Source organism: Aureimonas endophytica (assembly GCF_014642635.1).
Lineage (GTDB): Bacteria > Pseudomonadota > Alphaproteobacteria > Rhizobiales > Rhizobiaceae > Plantimonas > Plantimonas endophytica.
Window position 1 is genome coordinate 194837 of sequence record NZ_BMIQ01000006.1, and the last position, 18211, is coordinate 213047.

The 18211-nt window shown below is 69.2% G+C and carries 17 protein-coding genes; 4 read left to right on the forward strand and 13 right to left on the reverse strand.

Going from position 1 to position 18211, the window contains the following annotated elements:
* Positions 1 to 3: 3 nt before the first annotated feature.
* Entirely contained in the window at positions 4 to 651 is a 648-nt protein-coding gene (locus tag IEY14_RS18505; RefSeq protein WP_188911151.1) for a DedA family protein, read from the forward strand.
* A gap of 100 nt (positions 652 to 751) precedes the next feature.
* Positions 752 to 1612 carry a fumarylacetoacetate hydrolase family protein gene (locus IEY14_RS18510; protein WP_188911153.1) on the forward strand — a complete coding sequence of 287 codons (861 nt, stop codon included), beginning with the start codon at positions 752 to 754 and terminating at the stop codon, positions 1610 to 1612.
* Positions 1613 to 1631: 19 nt separating this feature from the next.
* Here IEY14_RS18510 and purD read toward each other — a convergent pair whose 3' ends face one another.
* Complete coding sequence (gene purD / locus IEY14_RS18515; RefSeq protein ID WP_188911430.1) at positions 1632 to 2900, reverse strand: phosphoribosylamine--glycine ligase; 1269 nt, start codon at positions 2898 to 2900, stop codon at positions 1632 to 1634.
* Positions 2901 to 3035: 135 nt separating this feature from the next.
* Here purD and ubiA point away from each other — a divergent pair, with 135 nt between their 5' ends.
* Entirely contained in the window at positions 3036 to 4043 is a 1008-nt protein-coding gene (gene ubiA, locus IEY14_RS18520) for a 4-hydroxybenzoate octaprenyltransferase (protein ID WP_188911155.1), read from the forward strand.
* A gap of 7 nt (positions 4044 to 4050) precedes the next feature.
* On the opposite strand, the gene IEY14_RS18525 is transcribed toward ubiA, so the two are convergent.
* The 12 genes from IEY14_RS18525 to IEY14_RS18580 form a co-directional block, all read right to left on the reverse strand.
* On the reverse strand, positions 4051 to 4632 hold the full coding sequence (locus IEY14_RS18525; RefSeq protein WP_188911157.1) for a DUF6101 family protein: 582 nt from the start codon (positions 4630 to 4632) through the stop codon (positions 4051 to 4053).
* A gap of 169 nt (positions 4633 to 4801) precedes the next feature.
* Complete coding sequence (locus IEY14_RS18530; protein WP_188911158.1) at positions 4802 to 6229, reverse strand: FAD-binding oxidoreductase; 1428 nt, start codon at positions 6227 to 6229, stop codon at positions 4802 to 4804.
* A gap of 2 nt (positions 6230 to 6231) precedes the next feature.
* On the reverse strand, positions 6232 to 7221 hold the full coding sequence (locus IEY14_RS18535; protein ID WP_188911160.1) for an L-threonylcarbamoyladenylate synthase: 990 nt from the start codon (positions 7219 to 7221) through the stop codon (positions 6232 to 6234).
* Between the two features lie 304 nt (positions 7222 to 7525).
* Positions 7526 to 9061, reverse strand: coding sequence for a glycoside hydrolase family 25 protein (locus IEY14_RS26250; protein ID WP_210318492.1), 1536 nt, complete (start codon positions 9059 to 9061; stop codon positions 7526 to 7528).
* Positions 9062 to 9475: 414 nt separating this feature from the next.
* Positions 9476 to 11602 carry a glycine--tRNA ligase subunit beta gene (glyS, locus tag IEY14_RS18545; protein ID WP_188911162.1) on the reverse strand — a complete coding sequence of 709 codons (2127 nt, stop codon included), beginning with the start codon at positions 11600 to 11602 and terminating at the stop codon, positions 9476 to 9478.
* Positions 11603 to 11707: 105 nt separating this feature from the next.
* A complete protein-coding gene (locus tag IEY14_RS18550) occupies positions 11708 to 12634 on the reverse strand; it encodes a manganese catalase family protein (RefSeq protein ID WP_188911164.1) in 927 nt (308 codons plus the stop codon).
* Positions 12635 to 12742: 108 nt separating this feature from the next.
* Positions 12743 to 13636 carry a KPN_02809 family neutral zinc metallopeptidase gene (gene ypfJ / locus IEY14_RS18555; protein WP_188911166.1) on the reverse strand — a complete coding sequence of 298 codons (894 nt, stop codon included), beginning with the start codon at positions 13634 to 13636 and terminating at the stop codon, positions 12743 to 12745.
* 93 nt (positions 13637 to 13729) lie between these two features.
* Entirely contained in the window at positions 13730 to 14674 is a 945-nt protein-coding gene (locus IEY14_RS18560) for a glycine--tRNA ligase subunit alpha (protein ID WP_188911168.1), read from the reverse strand.
* A gap of 74 nt (positions 14675 to 14748) precedes the next feature.
* Positions 14749 to 14958, reverse strand: a complete 210-nt coding sequence (locus tag IEY14_RS18565) for a hypothetical protein (RefSeq protein ID WP_244639569.1) — start codon at positions 14956 to 14958, stop codon at positions 14749 to 14751.
* A 51-nt stretch (positions 14959 to 15009) separates the two neighbouring features.
* Positions 15010 to 15885 (reverse strand): S49 family peptidase, encoded by an 876-nt coding sequence (locus IEY14_RS18570; RefSeq protein WP_188911170.1) that lies wholly within the window; start codon positions 15883 to 15885, stop codon positions 15010 to 15012.
* A 78-nt stretch (positions 15886 to 15963) separates the two neighbouring features.
* Positions 15964 to 16755, reverse strand: a complete 792-nt coding sequence (locus IEY14_RS18575) for a methyltransferase (protein WP_188911172.1) — start codon at positions 16753 to 16755, stop codon at positions 15964 to 15966.
* Positions 16742 to 16960, reverse strand: a complete 219-nt coding sequence (locus IEY14_RS18580; RefSeq protein ID WP_188911174.1) for a putative signal transducing protein — start codon at positions 16958 to 16960, stop codon at positions 16742 to 16744. The genes IEY14_RS18575 and IEY14_RS18580 overlap by 14 nt, the downstream gene beginning before the upstream one ends.
* 213 nt (positions 16961 to 17173) lie before the next feature.
* Here IEY14_RS18580 and IEY14_RS18585 point away from each other — a divergent pair, with 213 nt between their 5' ends.
* Positions 17174 to 18190, forward strand: a complete 1017-nt coding sequence (locus IEY14_RS18585; protein WP_244639570.1) for a polyprenyl synthetase family protein — start codon at positions 17174 to 17176, stop codon at positions 18188 to 18190.
* The last annotated feature ends 21 nt before the right edge of the window (positions 18191 to 18211 follow it).

Here is an 18211-nt window from a genome sequence, read left to right on the forward strand (position 1 = left end):
CGCATGCTCGACAGGATCATGGAATGGATCGCCGATTACGGCACCGTGATCGTCTTCGCGACCATCCTGATCGAATCCTCGGGCCTGCCGGTGCCGGGCGAAAGCATGCTGGTCGCGGCGGGCGTGCTGGCCGGCCAGGGGCGGATCGGCTTCTGGGAGATTCTCCTCGCCGCCTGGGCCGGCGGCGCGCTCGGCGACAATGTCGGCTATGCGCTCGGCCGGCGCTACGGACGCGGCTTCGTCTATCGCTACGCGGGGCGCTTCGGCATCTCCAAGAGCCAGGTCGCGCGGCTCGAACAGCGCTTCCTGAAGCGCGGGCCGCCGATCATCCTCTTCGCCCGCTTCATCTTCATCCTGCGCCAGCTCGCCGGCTTCCTGGCCGGCACGGCGCGCATGCCCTATGGCCGCTTCTCCTTCTACAACGTCCTCGGCGCCGGGCTCTGGCCAGCCGCCTATTGCGGCGGCGCCTATCTCCTCGGCGCGGCGGTCGAGCAATATCTCGCCATGGGGCGCTGGGTCTTCGCGGCGGTCGGCCTCTGCTTCGTCGTGGCGCTCGGCCTCACCATCCACCGTTTCCTGCGCGAGATCCGCAGCGAGGCGGGCAAGGAGGACGGCGGACTGCCGCCGGAGCCCGACGCATCCAGCCAATGATCGAGGCCAAGCTTCTTCTCGGGGGCGACTTCACGAACGGCTCGCCGGGATTAGATGCGCCTTCCTGAGGCGTCGAAGGACGCTGCGCAGGAGAACGGGCATGCGACTGGTGAGGTTCGGCAAGAGGGGCGCGGAGCGGCCGGGCCTGCTGGATGGCGCCGACCGCATCCGTGATCTGTCCGACCATGTCGCCGATCTCGCCGGCGCCGCGCTTTCCCCCGCCGCCATCGAGGCGCTGGCGGCGCTCGATCCCGAATCGCTGCCCCTCGCCCCGGAAGGCGCGGAGCTGCTGACGCCGATCGGCGGCATCGGCAAGGTGATCGGCGTCGGGCCGAACTTCCACGAAAGCGCCGAACTCGCCGGCTTCCGCATCAATCCCGAGCCCACCGTCTTCATGAAGGCGCCGACTTCGGTCTCGGGGCCCTTCGATCCCATCGAACTGCCCCGCCTCTCGACGCGCACCGACTGGGGCGTCGAGCTCGGCGTCGTGATCGGCTCGACGGCGAAATACGTCAATGTCGAGCAGGCGATGGACCATGTCGTGGGCTTCACGCTCGCCAACGACCTCACCGAGCGCAGCCTGCAATTGCAGCGCGGCGGGCAATGGTTCAAGGGCAAGTCGCATGACAGCTTCGCCCCGCTCGGCCCCTGGCTCGTGACGAAGGACGAGTTGCCCGGCTATGGCGAGATCAATCTCTGGCTGGAGGTGAACGGCCAGCGCCAGCAGGACTCCTCGATCGCCGGCATGATCTTCAAGGTGCCCTATCTCGTTTCCTACATCTCGCGCTTCACGCGGCTGGAGCCGGGCGACGTGATCCTGACCGGCACGCCCGGCGGCGTCGGCCTGTCCTACGACCCGCCGCGCTTCCTCGCCAATGGCGACAAGGTGCGGCTCGGCGGCGACGGGCTCGGCGTCCAGAGCCATGTCTGCATCGCCCCCTGGGGCGATCACGAGCGCTGAGCCGGCCGAGCCGCCGCCGTCAGGACGCGGCGGCGCCGATCGCCCGGTGGCCGATATCGGAGCGGAAGAAGCTTTCCGGCCAGTCCACCGCGCCGACGAGGCGATAGGCGGAGGCGACCGCCGCCGCGACATCGGCGCCGAGCGCCGTCACCCCGAGAACGCGGCCGCCATCGGCGAGGAGCCGCTCGCCCTCCCGCCGCGTGCCGGCGTGGAAGACCACGGCGCCCGCCTCGTCCGCCGGCAGATGCCGGATCTCGGTGCCGCGCCGATAGGCGCCGGGATAGCCTTCCGCCGCGACGACGACGCAGACCGCCGCCTCGTCCCGCCATTCCGGCGCGAGGCCGGACAGATCGCCCTTGGCGACGGCGAGGAGGATCGGCAGGAGATCGCTCTTCAGCCGCAGCATCAGGGTCTGGCATTCGGGATCGCCGAAGCGGACATTGTATTCGATGAGCTTCGGCCCCTCCCGCGTGATCATCAGCCCGGCATAGAGGATGCCGGCAAAGGGCGTGCCCGCCTCGCGCATGCCCTCCAGCGTCGGGCGGACGATCCGCGCCATCGCCGTCTCGACCAGTTCGGGCGTCAGCGCCACGGCCGGCGAATAGGCGCCCATGCCGCCGGTATTCGGCCCCTCGTCGCCGTCATGGGCGCGCTTGTGATCCTCCGCCGTGCCGAAGACCAGCGCCTCCTGGCCGTCGCACAAGCAGAAGAGGCTCGCCTCCGGCCCTTCGAGATAGTCCTCGATCACGACCTCGGAGCCGAGCGCCGTCTCGCCGGCGAAACAAGCCTCGACCGCGCCGAGCGCCTCGTCCAGCGTCATCGCGACGGTGACGCCCTTGCCGGCCGCCAGCCCGTCGGCCTTCACGACGATCGGCGCGCCCCTCTGGCGCAGATAGTCCTTCGCCGCCTCCGCTTCGCCGAACCGGCCATAGGCGGCGGTCGGAATGTCCTTCAGCGTGCAGAGATCCTTGGTGAAGCCTTTCGAGCCTTCGAGCCGCGACGCGCCGGCCGAGGGGCCGAAGACCGGTATGCCGGCGGCCCGCAGCGGATCGGCGAGACCGGCGACGAGCGGCCCTTCCGGCCCGACGACGACGAGGCCGATCCCTTTCGCCTTCGCGAAATCGACGACGCCCGCATGATCGGCCGGATCGAGCTCGACCAGCGTCGCGACGGTCGCGATGCCCGGATTGCCGGGCGCCGCGTAGAGCGTGCCGAGCTCCGGCGACTGCGCGATCTTCCAGGCCAGCGCATGTTCGCGGCCACCGGAACCGATGAGAAGAACGTCGATCGCCATGAAACCGTCCGCGCGAGGAAACCACCTGGATGGCGAGCGATTACGGGGGGTCCGTGGAACGGGTCAAGGCGAAATCGGCACGGGTGCGGGCTTGACGGCGCGCGCGCGGGGCTCGAAGGCTCTTCGGCGATGGCACATCCGGAATCACGCCCTCTCGATCCGACCCTTGGCGGCCGCGTTTCCGACGCGCCGAGCAGCAATTGGGTCTATCGCGCCCTGCCGCGCTGGCTCTGGCCCTATGCGCAGTTGGCGCGCTGGGATCGGCCGATCGGCTGGCAGCTCCTGCTCTGGCCCTGCTGGTGGTCGGCGGCGCTGGCGCCGCAGGCGATCGGGCCGTCCGCCCTCGCGACGGGCCTGCCGCCGCTCTGGCACCTCGCTCTGTTCCTGATCGGGGCGATGGCGATGCGCGGCGCCGGCTGCACCTATAACGATCTCGTGGACGAGGGGATCGACGCGCGCGTCGCCCGCACGCGCTCGCGCCCCCTGCCCTCCGGCCGGGTCACGCGGCGCCAGGCGAAGCTCTTCCTGGTGCTTCAGGCCCTGGTCGGCTTCCTGGTCCTCATCCAGTTCAATCTCTTCACGGTCGCCCTCGGCATCGCCTCGCTGGGCGTCGTCGCGATCTATCCGTTCCTGAAGCGCGTGACGGACTGGCCGCAGCTCGGCCTCGGCCTCGCCTTCTCCTGGGGGGCGCTGATGGGCTGGGCGGCCTATTGGGGCGCGCTCGCCCTGCCGGCGGTGCTGCTCTATCTCGGCAGCGTCCTGTGGACGGTCGGCTACGACACGATCTACGCCCATCAGGACAGAGAGGACGACGCGCTGGTCGGCGTGCGCTCGACGGCGCGTCTCTTCGGCGCGCGCACCAAGGCGGCGCTCGCGATCCTTTATGGCGGGACGATCCTCTTCTTCCTCGCCGCCTGCCTGGCGATGGCCACCGAGAGCGGCGGCCCGGCCTGGCCGGCCTATGCCGGTCTCGGCATCGGCGCCCTGCAGATGCTCTGGCAGGTCCGCACCCTGCGCATCAACGACCCGGCCGACTGCCTGAAGCTCTTCCGCACGAACAACCTCTTCGGCTGGATCGTGTTTTCGGGCTTCGTCCTGTCGGCGCTCTGGCTCCTGTCCTTTCCGCTGCCGCGCTAGGACGGGCTCAGTCGCGGGCGACGATCTCCTCGCCCGCCACGATCATGCGCAAGCCCAGACCGCCCGGCTTGCGGCGGGCGAGAAAGCGCGGCCGGCGATGGCGGCTGCCGCTGGCGCCGGCGCGGCGGGGCGCCGGACCGTTGCTGCGCACGCCGCCGAGCGTGTCCTCCAGCGCGCTGACGCTGCCATCGGCCTCGATCATCAGCATCGGCAGGTGGAACATCTCCGACCAGCCGCGCCAGTCGGCCGCGACGTCGAAGAGATCGGTGGCGACGAGCAGCGGCACGCAGAATTTCGGATCGGCGTGAAGCAGTTCGAGCGTCACGGTGACGACGCCGTCCTCGGCCTCCATCGCGCGGGCGGCGACGCCCTGGAAGGCGGTCGGCGGCAGCGCGATCGTCATCGGCAGGTCGGCCCGTTCGAGCCGGCGCTGGATCGCGACGCCGCGTTTGTCGATGCGATAGACGACGGGCTCGCCGCCATCGGTCGTTTCCAGGATTTGCCGCCGGTCCAGAAAGGTCGGATCGATGCGGATCGGCGCATTGGCCCATTCGGGACGCGGACCAGCGGATGACGTTGCCTGCTGCATTGTCGTGACCTCTGCTTTTCGGAGCCCCAGCGGGGCCCCTTGAGCGGCCGTTGTTTCCCGGCCTTGATGACACGACACTATCCCCGCCGTCTTGCAGGCAACCTAAGAAAGGCAGTTAAGTGTTGATGACGAATTCCAAGGTTATCAATTCGAAAACATGAAAAGAAGTCTAAACAAGCTTTCCCGGATTCAGGATACGGAAAGGATCGAAGGTCGCCTTCAGGGCGCGCATCAATTCGATCTCCGGCCCCTGCTTCACGCGGGCGAGCTCGTCGCGCTTCAGCTGGCCGATGCCGTGCTCGGCCGAGAAGGTGCCGTTCATGGAAAGGGCGATGCCGTGGACGAGTTCGTTGATCTCGCCCCAGCGGTCCAGAAACGCCGCCTTGTCGGCGCCGACCGGCTGCGAGATGTTGTAATGGATATTGCCGTCGCCGAGATGGCCGAAGGCGACGATGCGCGCGCCGGGAACGGCGTTCAGCACCGCCGCGTCGGCCTCACGCAGGAAATCCGGTACCCGCGCCACCGGCACCCCGACATCGTGCTTGATCGAGCCGCCTTCCGGCTTCTGCGCCCAGCTCATCTCCTCGCGCATGCGCCAGAAGTCGGCGGCGTCGCCGAGCGACTGGGCGATGGCGGCATCCTCGACGATCCCCTCCTCGAAGGCCTCGCCGAGCAGCGTTTCCATCGTCTCGCGCGCATCTTCCGCCGAGCGCTGCGAGGAGATCTCGACGAGGACGTACCAGGGATGGGGGGCGGCCAGCGGATCGCGCGCGCCTTGCGTATGCTTCAGGGTGAATTCCATGGCGATCCGCGCCATGAACTCGAAGCCGGTGAGCTGGCCCCCCGCCCGGTCCTGCGCGCGGCCGAGAAGCCGCAGGGCCTGAGCCGGCGAGGCGAGGCCGACATAGGCGACCTCGCGCCCGGCGGGCTTGGGAAACAGTTTCAGCACCGCCGCCGTGATCACCGCGAGCGTGCCTTCGGCGCCGATCAGAAGATCCTTCCAGTCATAGCCGCGATTGTCCTTGCGCAGCCGGCGCAGGCCCTCGATCACCTCGCCGGAGGGCAGCACCGCCTCCAGCCCGAGGCAAAGGTCGCGCGCATTGCCATAGGCGATCACCGCCGTGCCGCCGGCATTGGACGAGAGATTGCCGCCGATCTGGCAGGAGCCTTCCGAGCCGAGCGACAGCGGCAGGAGGAGACCCGCCGCGTTCGCCGCCTCCTGCGCCTTGGCGAGGACGACGCCCGCCTCGGCGACGAGAACCCGCCCGACCGGATCGACCTCGCGGATGCGGTCGAGCCGCGACAGGGACAGAAGCACTTCCGCCGGCGAGCGCGGCGACTGGCCGCCGACGAGACCCGTATTGCCGCCCTGCGGCACGACGGGCGTGCGCGTCTCGCTGGCGAGCCGCAGGATCGCCGCCACTTCCTCGGTCGATTTCGGGCGCAGCACGAGCCGCGCCGCGCCGCGATAGAGATCGCGCGGCTCGGTGAGATAGGGGCGGATGAGATCGGCGTCGGTCAGGGCATTGGCCGGGCCGACGATCGCGGCGAAGCGCGATGCGAGATCGGGCGCGAGGGAAAGCGGCGCGTCGTCCATGGTCAGTCTCCGAAAGCCTCGTCCCTGTCGTCGCCGCGCGGCGCGGCGGCGCGGCGCAGACGGTCGTTGATCGCCGCGCCGAGCCCCTCTTCCGGGATCGGCATCACGGCGATGCGCGCGACATCCGGCCGGTCGAGTTCGGCGAGGATCGCGAAGAGATTGGCGGCGGCCTCGCCGAGATCGCGGCTTCGGCTGAGCTGGCGCGTGCCGGCGGCGGCCGCCTCGCCGGGCACCGGCGCCTCGCCGAAGCGCACCAACCATTCGCCGGGCTCGACGTCGCTTATATCGAGCCGCACGGCGCCGTGCGGCGCGTAATGCGAGCGGAGCTGCCCCGGCGCCTCGATCCGGCCGGCGCCAGGCCCCTCGACGGCAAGGCCCGCAAAGGCCTCGACCTCGGCGGCGGCGAGCCCGCCCGGCCGCAGCAGGATGAGGCGCCCCTCCTCCACCTTCAGGATGGTCGATTCGACGCCGACCGGCGCCGCGCCGGCATCGAGCACAAGGTCGACGCGAGGCCCCAGCGAGCGGGCGACATGGGCGGCGGTGGTCGGGCTGACCTTGCCGGAGCGGTTGGCGCTCGGCGCGGCGACCGGCCGGCCGAGCCGCGCCACCACGTCGCGCGCCGCGCCGCGCGGCATGCGCAGCGCCAGCGTCGGCAGGCCGGCCTGGACCAGGGGATGGATGCCGCTTGCCTCCCTCGCCGGCACGACCAGCGTCAGCGGCCCCGGCCAGAAGCGCTCGGCGAGGCGGCGGGCAAGCGGGTCGAGCCGCCCGTGCCGCTCCGCCATGGCGAGATCGGCGACATGGGCGATCAGCGGATTGAAGCGCGGCCGGCCCTTGGCGGCATAGATCGCCGCGACGGCCGCGCCGGATGTCGCGTCGGCGGCGAGGCCGTAGACCGTCTCGGTCGGCAGGGCGACGAGCCGGCCCTCGCCGAGGAGGCGCACGGCCTCATCGATCGCCGTCTCGTCTTCGATGGGCAGGATGCGCGACATGCCGCTCCATACATCGCGGAACGGGCTTCGGCAAAGCGGCGGCGATCGGCGAAAACAAGGGGCTGAAACGAAGAGAGCAGCGGCTCGAGGGGGCGGCCGCTGCTCTCGAAAATCGTCCAGAGGGGTGCTGGACGTTTGCCTTCGCAATCCCATCCCCCATCTTGAACGCGGGGCCTCGAGGGGGCTTGGCCGGGGCGTTCATTGAAGCGACGAGCGATGTTGCTTGAAAAATGCGCCAACCGGGACAGGGTTCCCGGCTTTCGACGATTTTTTTGGGCGGCTCGCGAAAAACCGCTTGGCGGGGTCAGCGCGTGGCGATGAAGGCGCCGTCGATCCGGCTGTCCGGCGAGGCGCCGATGCGGCTGGCGAGCCGCGCGGCCCGGCCCGGCGAGGCGGCGGGCGAGAGGGCCAGCACCGACTGGCGCGCCCGGTCCTCCGAGGCTTCCAGCCAGGCGCGCAGCTTCGACCGGTCGCCGGCGGCGAGCGCGGCGGCGGATCTGGCCACGGATTTCGGCGCCACGGATTTCGGCGCGGCTTCCGGCAGCGGAACGATGGCGAGCGCCGGCTCGGCGACGGGCTTGATCTCCGGCACGATCGCCGCCACCTTTTCCATGCCCTCGATGCCGGCAAAGGCATTGGCCTCCTCCGCCGGCTTCGCCGGGGCGGCATCGGCGGCGCGCTCGGCCGCGGCCTCCTTCTCGCGCCGCGCCGTCTCCGTCAGCAGTTGCAGCGGATCGATCTTCGGCTTGTGCGGCGCGGCGGCCGGGCCGTAGGCGGAAATGAGGCTCGACGCCACCGGCGCCGTCGGCGCGGAAGCCGGCTGGACCGGGGCCGGCTGCGGCAGCTTCACCTCGCCGGCGATCACCTTCTCGACATGGCGCACGCTCGGCTCGGCGATCTCGGCGACCTTGTCGGCGAAGGCGGAGAACATCAGGCCGGCCTTCTGTCCGAGATCGGCGACGAGGCCCTGATCCTCCGGCGCGGCATCCAGCGGCCGCACCAGCTCGTTGAACGGCCAGGCGGCGCGCAGCTTGTCCGGCCCCAGCGGCGAGACATTCACGTCGATGTCGTTCTTGGCGCCCTTCACCCGGTAGGGGCATTTCCTAGTCGAGCAATTGTGCATCGAGGAGAATTGCCAGAGCGCATAGGTCGGCCAAGTGGATTCGGGGAACTTGCCGCTGATGTCGTCGCGATAGCGCGCGTACCAGAGCGGCAGGCGCGACAGGAGCTTGTACTTGTCCTTGTAGTCGGAGATCCACTTGGCGGTGGAGCCGTTGGTATAAAGGACGGGATAGCGGCCGGTGCGGATGAAGATCTGATTGGCGAAGATCTCGGCATCGGCGAGCGACATCCATTCGGACGTGTTGTCCTCGATGTCGAGGGCGATCAGCTCGTCCGGCTGCGGCTCGGCGAAATCGATGAAATGATCGGCCTGCTCGCGCGGATTGCCGGGGCGGCCGAGATGATAGGCGCCCCATTTCAGGCCGAGCTCCTTCGCCATGGCCCGGCGCGTCATGTAGAGTTCCTTGGTGACGGAATATTTCCACCACCGGTTCTTGCAAAGAAGCTGCTCGTCGCCGCCCTTGCCGCGGCAGTTCCAGTCGGGCGCCAGACCGTCCGAGGCCTTGTTGATGAAGCCGACGATGCGCTTGTCCGCCGTCAGTTCCTTCCAGTCGATCGGATTGAACTCGTAGGCGTCGATCACCAGCGCCCGGTCCTCCGACTGCCAGGGCTTATCCCAGGCCGCCTGGGCCGGAACGCTTCCCCAAGCGAGCCCGACGCCGATCAGCGACAGGCCAAGCCGAATGGCAGCCGAACGAACGGCGTCGAATGTCCGCATTCACCCAGTCCCCTCGAAGTCGCCTGGCCCTCGCGAAACCTCTTGCGGTTTCAACCCCTTGCCGGCGTCCGACGGGAGGTTTCTGAAGGCTTAATCGGGCTTGTTCCGGGCAGAGACGATCACATCACATCACAGATTGTAATGTTGCGAGAATTCCCCCGACAAGTCCTTGAAATAGCTTGCGGTTAGCGGCTTGCGTGAAGCTTGAGGTCTGCGCGGTGAGCTGATCGCGCGCGTCTCGAACGGCCGTCCTGGGCGCAATCAAGGCGATCGCATGGCGAAAAATGACGGGATCGGAGGCCTTCGCCCTCGATCCGGCGTCGGCCCTGGAAGGCCGCGTCACCGCCGGTCCGGTCGTCCCGGGACACGCCGGGGACGACGACGGGACGCTAAAGGCGACGGGCGCGCCGGAGGCTATCCGGCGATCTTCGAGAAGTCGGCGACGCGGTGCATCGCGCCGCGAATGCGGGCGAGGAGCGCCAGACGATTGGCGCGCAGCCCCTCGTCCTCGGCATTGACCAGCACCTTGTCGAAGAAGGCGTCGGCGGGAGCGCGCAGCCGCCCGAGGGCGGCGGTCGCCTTCTCGTAGTCGCGCGCGCCCATGGCACTCGCGAGTTCCGCTTCCGCCCGGTCGACGGCCTCGGCGAGAGCGCGCTCCTCCGCCTCCACCAGACGCCCGGCATCGAGCGCGGCGGCGATGCGCGTGCCCTTCTTCTCCTCGATGCCGAGGATGTTGGCCGCGCGGCGATAGGCGGCGAGAAGGTTGCCGCCATCCTCGGTGGCGAGGAGACGGCCGAGCGCCTCGACGCGATGCGCGACGTCCAGGAGGTCGTCATTGCCCGCCGCCGCGCCGCCCGCGAGGACGGCATCGACGAGATCGTGCCGGGCGCCCTGGTCGCGCAGCTGGCCCTTCAGCCGGTCGTGGAAGAAGGACAGAAGGTCGCCCGCCGGCACGAGCGTGCCGAGCCGCAGCGCCAGCCGGTTTTCCAGAAGGATGCGGATGACGCCGAGCGCTGCACGCCGGAGCGCATAGGGGTCCTTCGATCCGGTCGGCTTTTCGTCGATCGACCAGAAGCCGACGAGCGTGTCGAGCTTGTCGGCCAGCGCGACGGCGATGGCGACGGGATCGGTCGGCACGGCATCGGAGGGGCCGAGCGGCTTGTAGTGATCCTCGATCGCCGCCTGGACGCCCGGCGCCTCGCCCTGGAGCGCGGCATAGCGCCGGCCCATCAGGCCCTGGAGCTCCGGGAACTCGCCGACGGCCTCGGTGGTGAGGTCGGCCTTGGCGAGGAGCGCGGCGCGGCGGGCGAGCGCCGGATCGGCGCCGACGAGCGGCGCGATCGTTTCGGCGAGCGCCGCGATGCGCCGCACGCGCTGGCCTTGCGTGCCGAGCTTGGCATGGAAGGTGACGCCGAGCGCGTCGAGCTTCGCCATGCGCTGGTCGAGCGGCTTGGCGAGATCGAGGCCGAGATCGGCGGCCGGCGCCTGCAATCCGCCGAGATCCGGCAGGTCGCCCTGGTCGGTCTGCCAGAAATAGAGCGCGTCGGAGAGGCGGGCGCGCACGACCTTGCCATTGCCGCGCGCGATCTCGGCGCCACCGTCGCTCGCCTCGATATTCGACACAAGCAGGAACTTGTTGGAGAGCCCCTCGCCGCCGACCGCCCGCGTCACGAAGCACTTCTGGTTGGCGCGGATGGTGAGACGCACCACTTCCGGCGGGATGGCGAGGAAGCTTTCCTCGAAGCTGCCCATCAGCACGACCGGCCATTCGACAAGGCCGGCGACCTCTTCGAGAAGACCCTCGTCCGCCACCACTTCCAGCCCCTGCGCGAAGGCGAGATGCTCGGCATCGGCGCGGATGATCTCCTTGCGCCGGTCGGCATCCAGCACGACATGCGCCTTCTGGAGCTTGTCGGCATAATCCTCGAAGCGGCGCACGCGGAACGGCTCCGGCGCGTGGAAGCGATGGCCGACGGTGGTGTTGCCGGAGCGGATGCCGCCGATCTCGAAATCGACGGTGACGGGCTCCTCGGTTTCCGGCCCGAAGGTGCAGAGGATCGACTGGAGCGGGCGCACCCAGCGCAGGGCGCCGGGCTGGGCCGAGGCGCGGCCCCAGCGCATCGATTTCGGCCAGGGGAATTCGCGGATGACGGCGGGCACCAGTTCGGCGATGATCTCCTCGGCCGGACGGCCGGGCTTGCGGAGCATCGCGACATAGAAGTCGCCCTTCTTCGCATCGCTGCGCACTTCCGCCTCGGCCAGCGAGGCGAGGCCGGCGCCGCGCAGGAAGCCTTCGATCGCCTTCTCGTTGGCGTCGGTGCGCGGTCCCTTGCGCTCTTCCACCGTGTCGCGCGAGCGCGCCTCCAGGCCGCGAATGTCGAGGGTGAGGCGGCGCGGCGTCCAGTATTCGCGGGCGCCCTCGTAGGTGAGACCGGCCGCGACGAGACCGTCCGTCACGGCCTTACGCAGATCGCCCGCCGCCTTGCGCTGCATGCGGGCGGGAATTTCCTCCGAGCGGAGTTCGAGCAGAAGATCGGGCATGGTGATCCGGCGCAACGTCGTTTGGCGCGAAACACCATGGCCGCGACGGGAATGCAAGACGAGGCCCAAGCGCGGCGGCCGCCGCCGCGCCCGGACGGGACGGTGCTAGCGCGAGGCCTTGTAGAGCTTCGTCGCGATCTCGAACATCTCTTCCGGCGCGTAGTCCGGCGCGAAGGCGGAGGGGACGCCCGTCAGCTGGTGGATCTTACCGCCGTCCGGGAAGCCGTCGACCACTTCGAGCTCGCCCGGCGGATCGTCGGGCAGCGCCACCTCGCCATTGCCCCAGATGCCCGCCATTTCCCTGTAGTCGTCCGGGCTGAACGTATAGAGGCGGCGATGCGAGCCCTCGTCCAGATATTTCTGGCACTCGGGGATTTTCGACAGGGGAATGTTCGGCGTCGGCAGGAACTTGTCGAGATCGACGCCGGTGATCTTCTTCAGCGCCAGCGCATAGGCATGGGCATGGACCGAGCCGCGCACCAGGAGATAGCCGCAGACCTCGCGGCCCGTCGGATCGCTCAAGGTCTCGTAGACGCGCAGCTTGTGCAGCCGGGCGCCGCATTCGAGATGGAAGTTGTGCAGGAGATCGACGACGACATTGCCGGTCGAGGTGATGAAGTCCTTGTTCCAGGACAGGCCGTTGGAATCGACCGGCATCGCGCCGCCGGCGCCCGACAGGAAGGCGGCGGCCGAGCGGATGTCCTTCATGTCCTCGAAGGGCGCGTCCGAGAGATCGCCGCCGTCGCCCGCATCCCCGTTCCGCTTGTCCGGCCCGTTGGCCAGCATCGCGACGCCGTTGGACACGAGCTCGACATGGCCGAGCTCTTCCGCCGTGATGGAGGCGACGAGGCTGTAGAAGGGCCTCAGCTTCGACTTCGAGCGGAAGTTGAAGCTCTGATACATGTAGTTGCCGAGGGTCGACATCTCGCCATACTTGCCGCCGAGCAATTCCTGGAGCGCGGCGGCGGCGTTCGGATCAGCGCGTTTGGGCGCCGGCAGCTCCGCCTGGAGCTTGTCGATGCGAAGGAACATGAGGTTTGTCGTCCGTGCGGTTGACGCTCCAGTCCGAACGGAGGGCGGCGGGGGGCGTTCCTGACCCCCGCCCGCCTTCAAGCTTGCCTCCCTATCGAAACCTCGCCGTCAGAGGCTGCCGCCGAACGTGTCGCAGGCCCGCATGTCGCCGGTGTCGAAGCCCTTCTTGAACCAAGAGACGCGCTGCTGCGACGTGCCGTGCGTGAAGGAATCCGGCACGACGCGGCCCTGGCTCTCCTTCTGTAAGGTGTCGTCGCCGATCTGGCTGGCGGCGTTCAGCGCCTCGTCGATGTCGTCGGGATCGAGATAGCCGGCATTCTTGTCGTCATGGGCGAAGATGCCGGCATAGCAGTCGGCCTGAAGTTCGACGCGCACCGAGACGGCATTGGCCTCCTCCTGGCTCGACGCCCGCTGCCGCAGCGCGTCGGTCTTCGGCAGCGTGCCGAGCAGGTTCTGGACGTGGTGCCCGACCTCGTGCGCCACGACATAGGCCTGCGCGAAATCGCCCGGCGAATTGAGCTGGCCGGCGAGCTGTCGGAAGAAGGAGAGATCGATGTAGAGCTTCTGGTCGCGCGGACAGTAGAACGGCCCCATGGCCGACTGCGCCGAGCCGCAGGCGGAATTCACCTGCCCGCTGAAGAGGACGAGCGTCGGGTCCTGATAATTGCGGCCCATATCCTGGAAGCGCTTGTTCCAGACATCCTCGGTATCGGCGAGGACGGTGGCGACGAAGTCGTCCGTCTTGTCGGGCGTGCCCTGGACGCCCGGCCCCTGCGAGGTCTGGGAGGTCTGGTAGTTGCCGCCGTCCTCCATCATGCCGAGGAGCTGGAGCGGATTGATGCCGAAGCCGAGCCAGAGGACGAGCGCGAGGATGATGAGGCCGATGCCCCCGCCCCCACCCGCCCGGATGGGGATGCGCATGCCGCCGCCGCCCAATCTGCCACCGCCGCTGCCCCGCATGTCCTCGACATTGTCGGACTGCCGTCGCCCTTCCCACCGCATGGCTCGCCTCGCTCGCACCGATATCCTCTTCACGGGGATATGGCGGAGCCGGCCGGGAAGTCAGGCAGCCGTGGCGGGAAATCGTCTTATCTGTCAGGCCGCCGCCTTGCCGCCGGCTTCCGTCTGGAGGAAGGCCTCGCCGCAGGCCTTGGCGAGGGTGCGGACGCGGAAGATGTAGCTCTGGCGCTCCGTCACCGAGATCACGCCGCGCGCGTCGAGAAGGTTAAAGACGTGGCTCGCCTTGATCGCCTGGTCATAGGCGGGCTGGGCCATCAGGTGCCGGCCGTGATTGGATTGCGGGCTCGCCGCGCCCGCCGCGAGCAGCGCGTTGCACTCGGCCTCCGCCTCCTCGAAATGACGCAGCAGCACCGCCGTGTCGGCATGTTCGAAATTGTAGCGCGAATATTCCTGCTCGGCCTGGAGGAAGACGTCGCCATAGGTGACCTTCTCCTCGCCTTCGCAGCCGTTGAAATTGAGGTCGTAGATGCTGTCGACATTCTGGACATACATCGCGAGCCGTTCGAGGCCATAGGTCAGCTCGCCCGCCACCGGCGCGCATTCGATGCCGCAGACCTGCTGGAAATAGGTGAACTGCGACACTTCCATTCCGTCGCACCAGCATTCCCAGCCGAGGCCCCAGGCGCCGAGCGTCGGGCTTTCCCAGTCGTCCTCGACGAAGCGCACGTCGTGCAGGCCCGTGTCGATGCCGATCGCCTTCAGCGAGCCGAGATAGAGGTCCTGGAGGTTGGGCGGGTTGGGCTTCAGGATGACCTGATACTGGTAGTAATGCTGGAGCCGGTTCGGGTTCTCGCCGTAGCGGCCGTCCTTCGGCCGGCGGGAAGGCTGCACATAGGCCGCCTTCCAGGGCTTCGGGCCGAGGGCGCGCAGCGTCGTCGCCGGATGGAAGGTGCCGGCGCCGACCTCCATGTCATAGGGCTGAAGGATGACGCAGCCCTGTTCCGCCCAATAGCGGTGCAGGGTGAGGATCAGTCCTTGGAAGGACTTTTCCGGGCTCAGCGAGGCCTGGCGGTCGGACATGGGCTAGCGGCTTTCTTCGAACGGTCCCGGCCGGTTGCCATGGCGGGGCGCGGCCCGTCAAGGAAGGGCGCCGCTCAGTCCTGCTTCAGCCGGTAGACGCCGTCGTCGCCGCGCACCAGCGTGCCGTGGCTGCGATTGCGGCTCTCGGCCTCCATCCGGCGGGTGCGCTCGGCCGTGCGCTGGGCCTCGCCCTTCAGCTGCTTGAAACCGAGCCACGCCGCCGCGCCCACCAGACCGAAGAAGAGAAGTTGCGGCATGAGATCGATCACCTCGAACGACGTCACCGATTATGCGCTCCCCGTCCACGGGCGTAAAGCGCGCCTCGCCGGCATCCGTCACAGACCATAGCGCGACCAGAGCATCCGTTCCTCGGCGGCCGAAATAAGGCCGCCGGCGAGATCTGCGCCGAGCCGCGCCGGATCGAACGCGCCTTGGCCGATCGCGGTTCCGGAGGCCGGGCGCCGCCCGAAAAGGCCGCGATGGGCGTGGAGGAGCTGCGGGCGCACCGTCTCGCCATAGCGCTCGACGAGGACGCCGCGCAGGTCGCCGAGCCGGTCGGCGAGGCCGAGCTCGACGCCGCGCCCGCCTTCCCAGAAGAGGCCCGAGAAGAGATCGGGATGGTCGGACAGGCGCGCGCCGCGCCGCGCCTTGACGAGGGCGATGAAGGTCTCGTGCACATGGCGCTGGAGTTCGAGGAGATGGGCGACATCCTCCGGCCGCTCGGGCCGGAAGGGATCGAGCACCGCCTTGTTCTGGCCGGCCGTGTGGACGCGCCGCTCGATGCCGAGCTTGGCGAGCGCGTCGACGAAGCCGAAGCCGCCCGAGACGACGCCGATCGAGCCGACGATGGAGGACGGATCGACGATGATCTCGTCGCCGGCGCAGGCGATCATGTAGCCGCCGGAGGCCGCGACATCCTCCACGAAGACGAGGACCTCCTTCTTCTTCTCCAGCGCCAGGTCGCGGATGCGCTTGTGGATGAGCCGCGACTGGACTGGCGAGCCGCCCGGCGAATTGACGACGAGCGCGACGGCCGGCGCCTCCTTCATGCCGAAGGCGCGGTCGAGCAGCGGCGCGATGCCGGCGAGCGACAGAGCCGGGCGCAAGGGGCCGGACTGCGCCATGATCGCGCCCTGGAGGCGCACGACCGGCACCACCACGCCCTCCTTGCGGAAGCGCTTGGGAAGATAGGAGCGGAGGGAGAACGCCAAGCGGAAGAGCCTTTCGAGAAGGATGCGGTCCGCCTGCATGTAGTCGCGACCCTTCGCCGCGCCAATGCGGCACGCGCGTCAGACGCCGCCGAAATCGATCCGCGCCGTTCCGGCCCCGATCGCCGCCTCCAGCGGCAGGGGCCGGCCGGCGGCGTCGCGCAGCGTCACGGGCGGCAGCAGCGACAGGCGCGCGCGCGAGCCGCGCCGCGCCTGGACGAGGATGCGCTTGGCCGCCCGTCCCGCCTGGCTGTGGACGGGCACGATCCGCAGATCGCCGAGCCGGTTCTCGGCCGCGGCCAGGATCGCGCCGAGATTGTCCGGCCGGGCGACGAGGGCGAGGCGCCCGCCATGGACGAGCAGCGCGGCGGCGCTGGCGATCCAGCGCCCGAGGAAATCCGGGTCCGGCATGGCCAGCGCCGCGCCGCGCCGCGCATCCGGCGAGACGCGCCCGCCGGCCGGATGGAAGGGCGGATTGGTGAGGACGAGATCGAAGGCGCCGTCGGAAAGCCCGGCCGCCTCGCGCAAGGGGCGCGGCGCGACGACATCGGCTTGCGCGACCGAGAGACGCAGGGCGAGCGCGGCGTTCTCGACGAGCGTCAGCGAGCGGCGGGCGAGCGCCGCCATCGCGGGGTCCCGCTCGACGAGAAGCACGCGTGCCGTGGCGCAGCGCGCGGCGAAGGCGAAGCCGGCCGCCCCGGCCCCGGCGCCGAGATCGGCCGCCCGTCCGTCCAGGTCGTCGGGCAGGCTGGCGGCGAGAAGCAGCGCGTCGAGCCCCGCCCGATAGCCCCAGCCCTTCGGCTGAAGGAGATGGAAGCGGCCGCCCTGGAAGGCGTCGAGGCTCGTGGCGCCCTCGCCGTCAGGACAGTTCATGGCCGAGTTCGGCATCGCGCAGGAGCCGGCGCGCCTGCTCGATACGCTCCGAATCGACGAGGACGCGGCGCGGCAGCGCGCCGATCGAGCCGTCGAGGATGCTCATATGCGTGTCGGCGACGAAATGCTCGATGCCGGCATCCTTCAGGAGCGCGTCGACGAAGGAAATCAGCACCGGGTCGTTGGACCGCATGAGTTCGCGCATGAAAGGACTTCGATCCGGCCGTCTCGCTCGGGCGGATCATCGCATCGCCGCTCCCTCGCCGCAATCGCATGGCCGGATGCGGCCGGCCGGCTTCTTCTTCGCGCGTTTCGGCTCATCTTCCGCTTGTCGCTGGCCTCGCGGCCCATTAGTGCTCGCCGGAACGCCGAAGACGGCTCGGCGGCCCGAGGCTCGGCAGCACAAAGGAGCGCTCTCTTGAGTTTAGCCAGCCCCGCACGGGAAGGCCGGCAGACGGCTTCCATCGAGGCGATCGTCGCGCTGACCCGCGCCGACATGGAGGAGGTCAATCGCCTGATCCTCGCCATGGCGGGCTCGAACGTGGAGCTCATCCCGCAGATCGCCGATCATCTGATCTCGTCGGGCGGCAAGCGCCTGCGGCCGATGCTGACCATCGCCTCGGCGCTCGCCTGCGGCTATGCCGGCGAGAAGGGCCATGTGAAGCTGGCGGCCAGCGTCGAGTTCATGCACACGGCGACCCTCCTCCACGACGACGTGGTGGACGAGAGCGATCTCCGGCGCGGCAAGAAGACGGCCCGGATGATCTGGGGCAACCAGGCGAGCGTCCTCGTCGGCGACTTCCTGCTCGGCCAGGCCTTCAAGATGATGGTCGAGGTCGGCTCGCTCACCGCGCTCGACATCCTGTCGCGCGCCTCGGCCGTGATCGCCGAGGGCGAGGTCTGGCAGCTCGCGGCGGCCAAGAAGCTGACGACGACGGAGGCCGACTATCTCGCGGTGATCGAGGCGAAGACCGCCGCGCTCTTTTCCGCCGCCACCGAGGTCGGTCCGGTCCTGGCGGCTTCCGGCGACGAGATCCGCGCGGCCATGCGCGCCTATGGCCTCAATCTCGGCCGCGCCTTCCAGCTCGTCGACGACGTGCTCGACTATCGCGGCACGGCCAAGGCGCTCGGCAAGAATGTCGGCGACGACTTCCGCGAGGGCAAGATCACGCTGCCCGTCATCATCGCGCATGAGCGCGGCACGCCGGCCGAGCGGGACTTCTGGCGCCGCGCGCTGGAGGAGAACGGCAGCGACGACGCGGCGCTGGCCGAGGCCTGCCGGCTCCTGGAAAAGCACGGCGCGCTCGAGGCGACGGTCGCGAGGGCGCGCGGCTACGGCGAGGCGGCCTATCGCGCCGCATCCGTGCTGCCGCGTTCCGAGGCCCGCGATTCCCTGCTCGACGTCGTCGAGTTCTGCATCGATCGGATCAATTGACGGGGACGGCGAAGTCCTTCA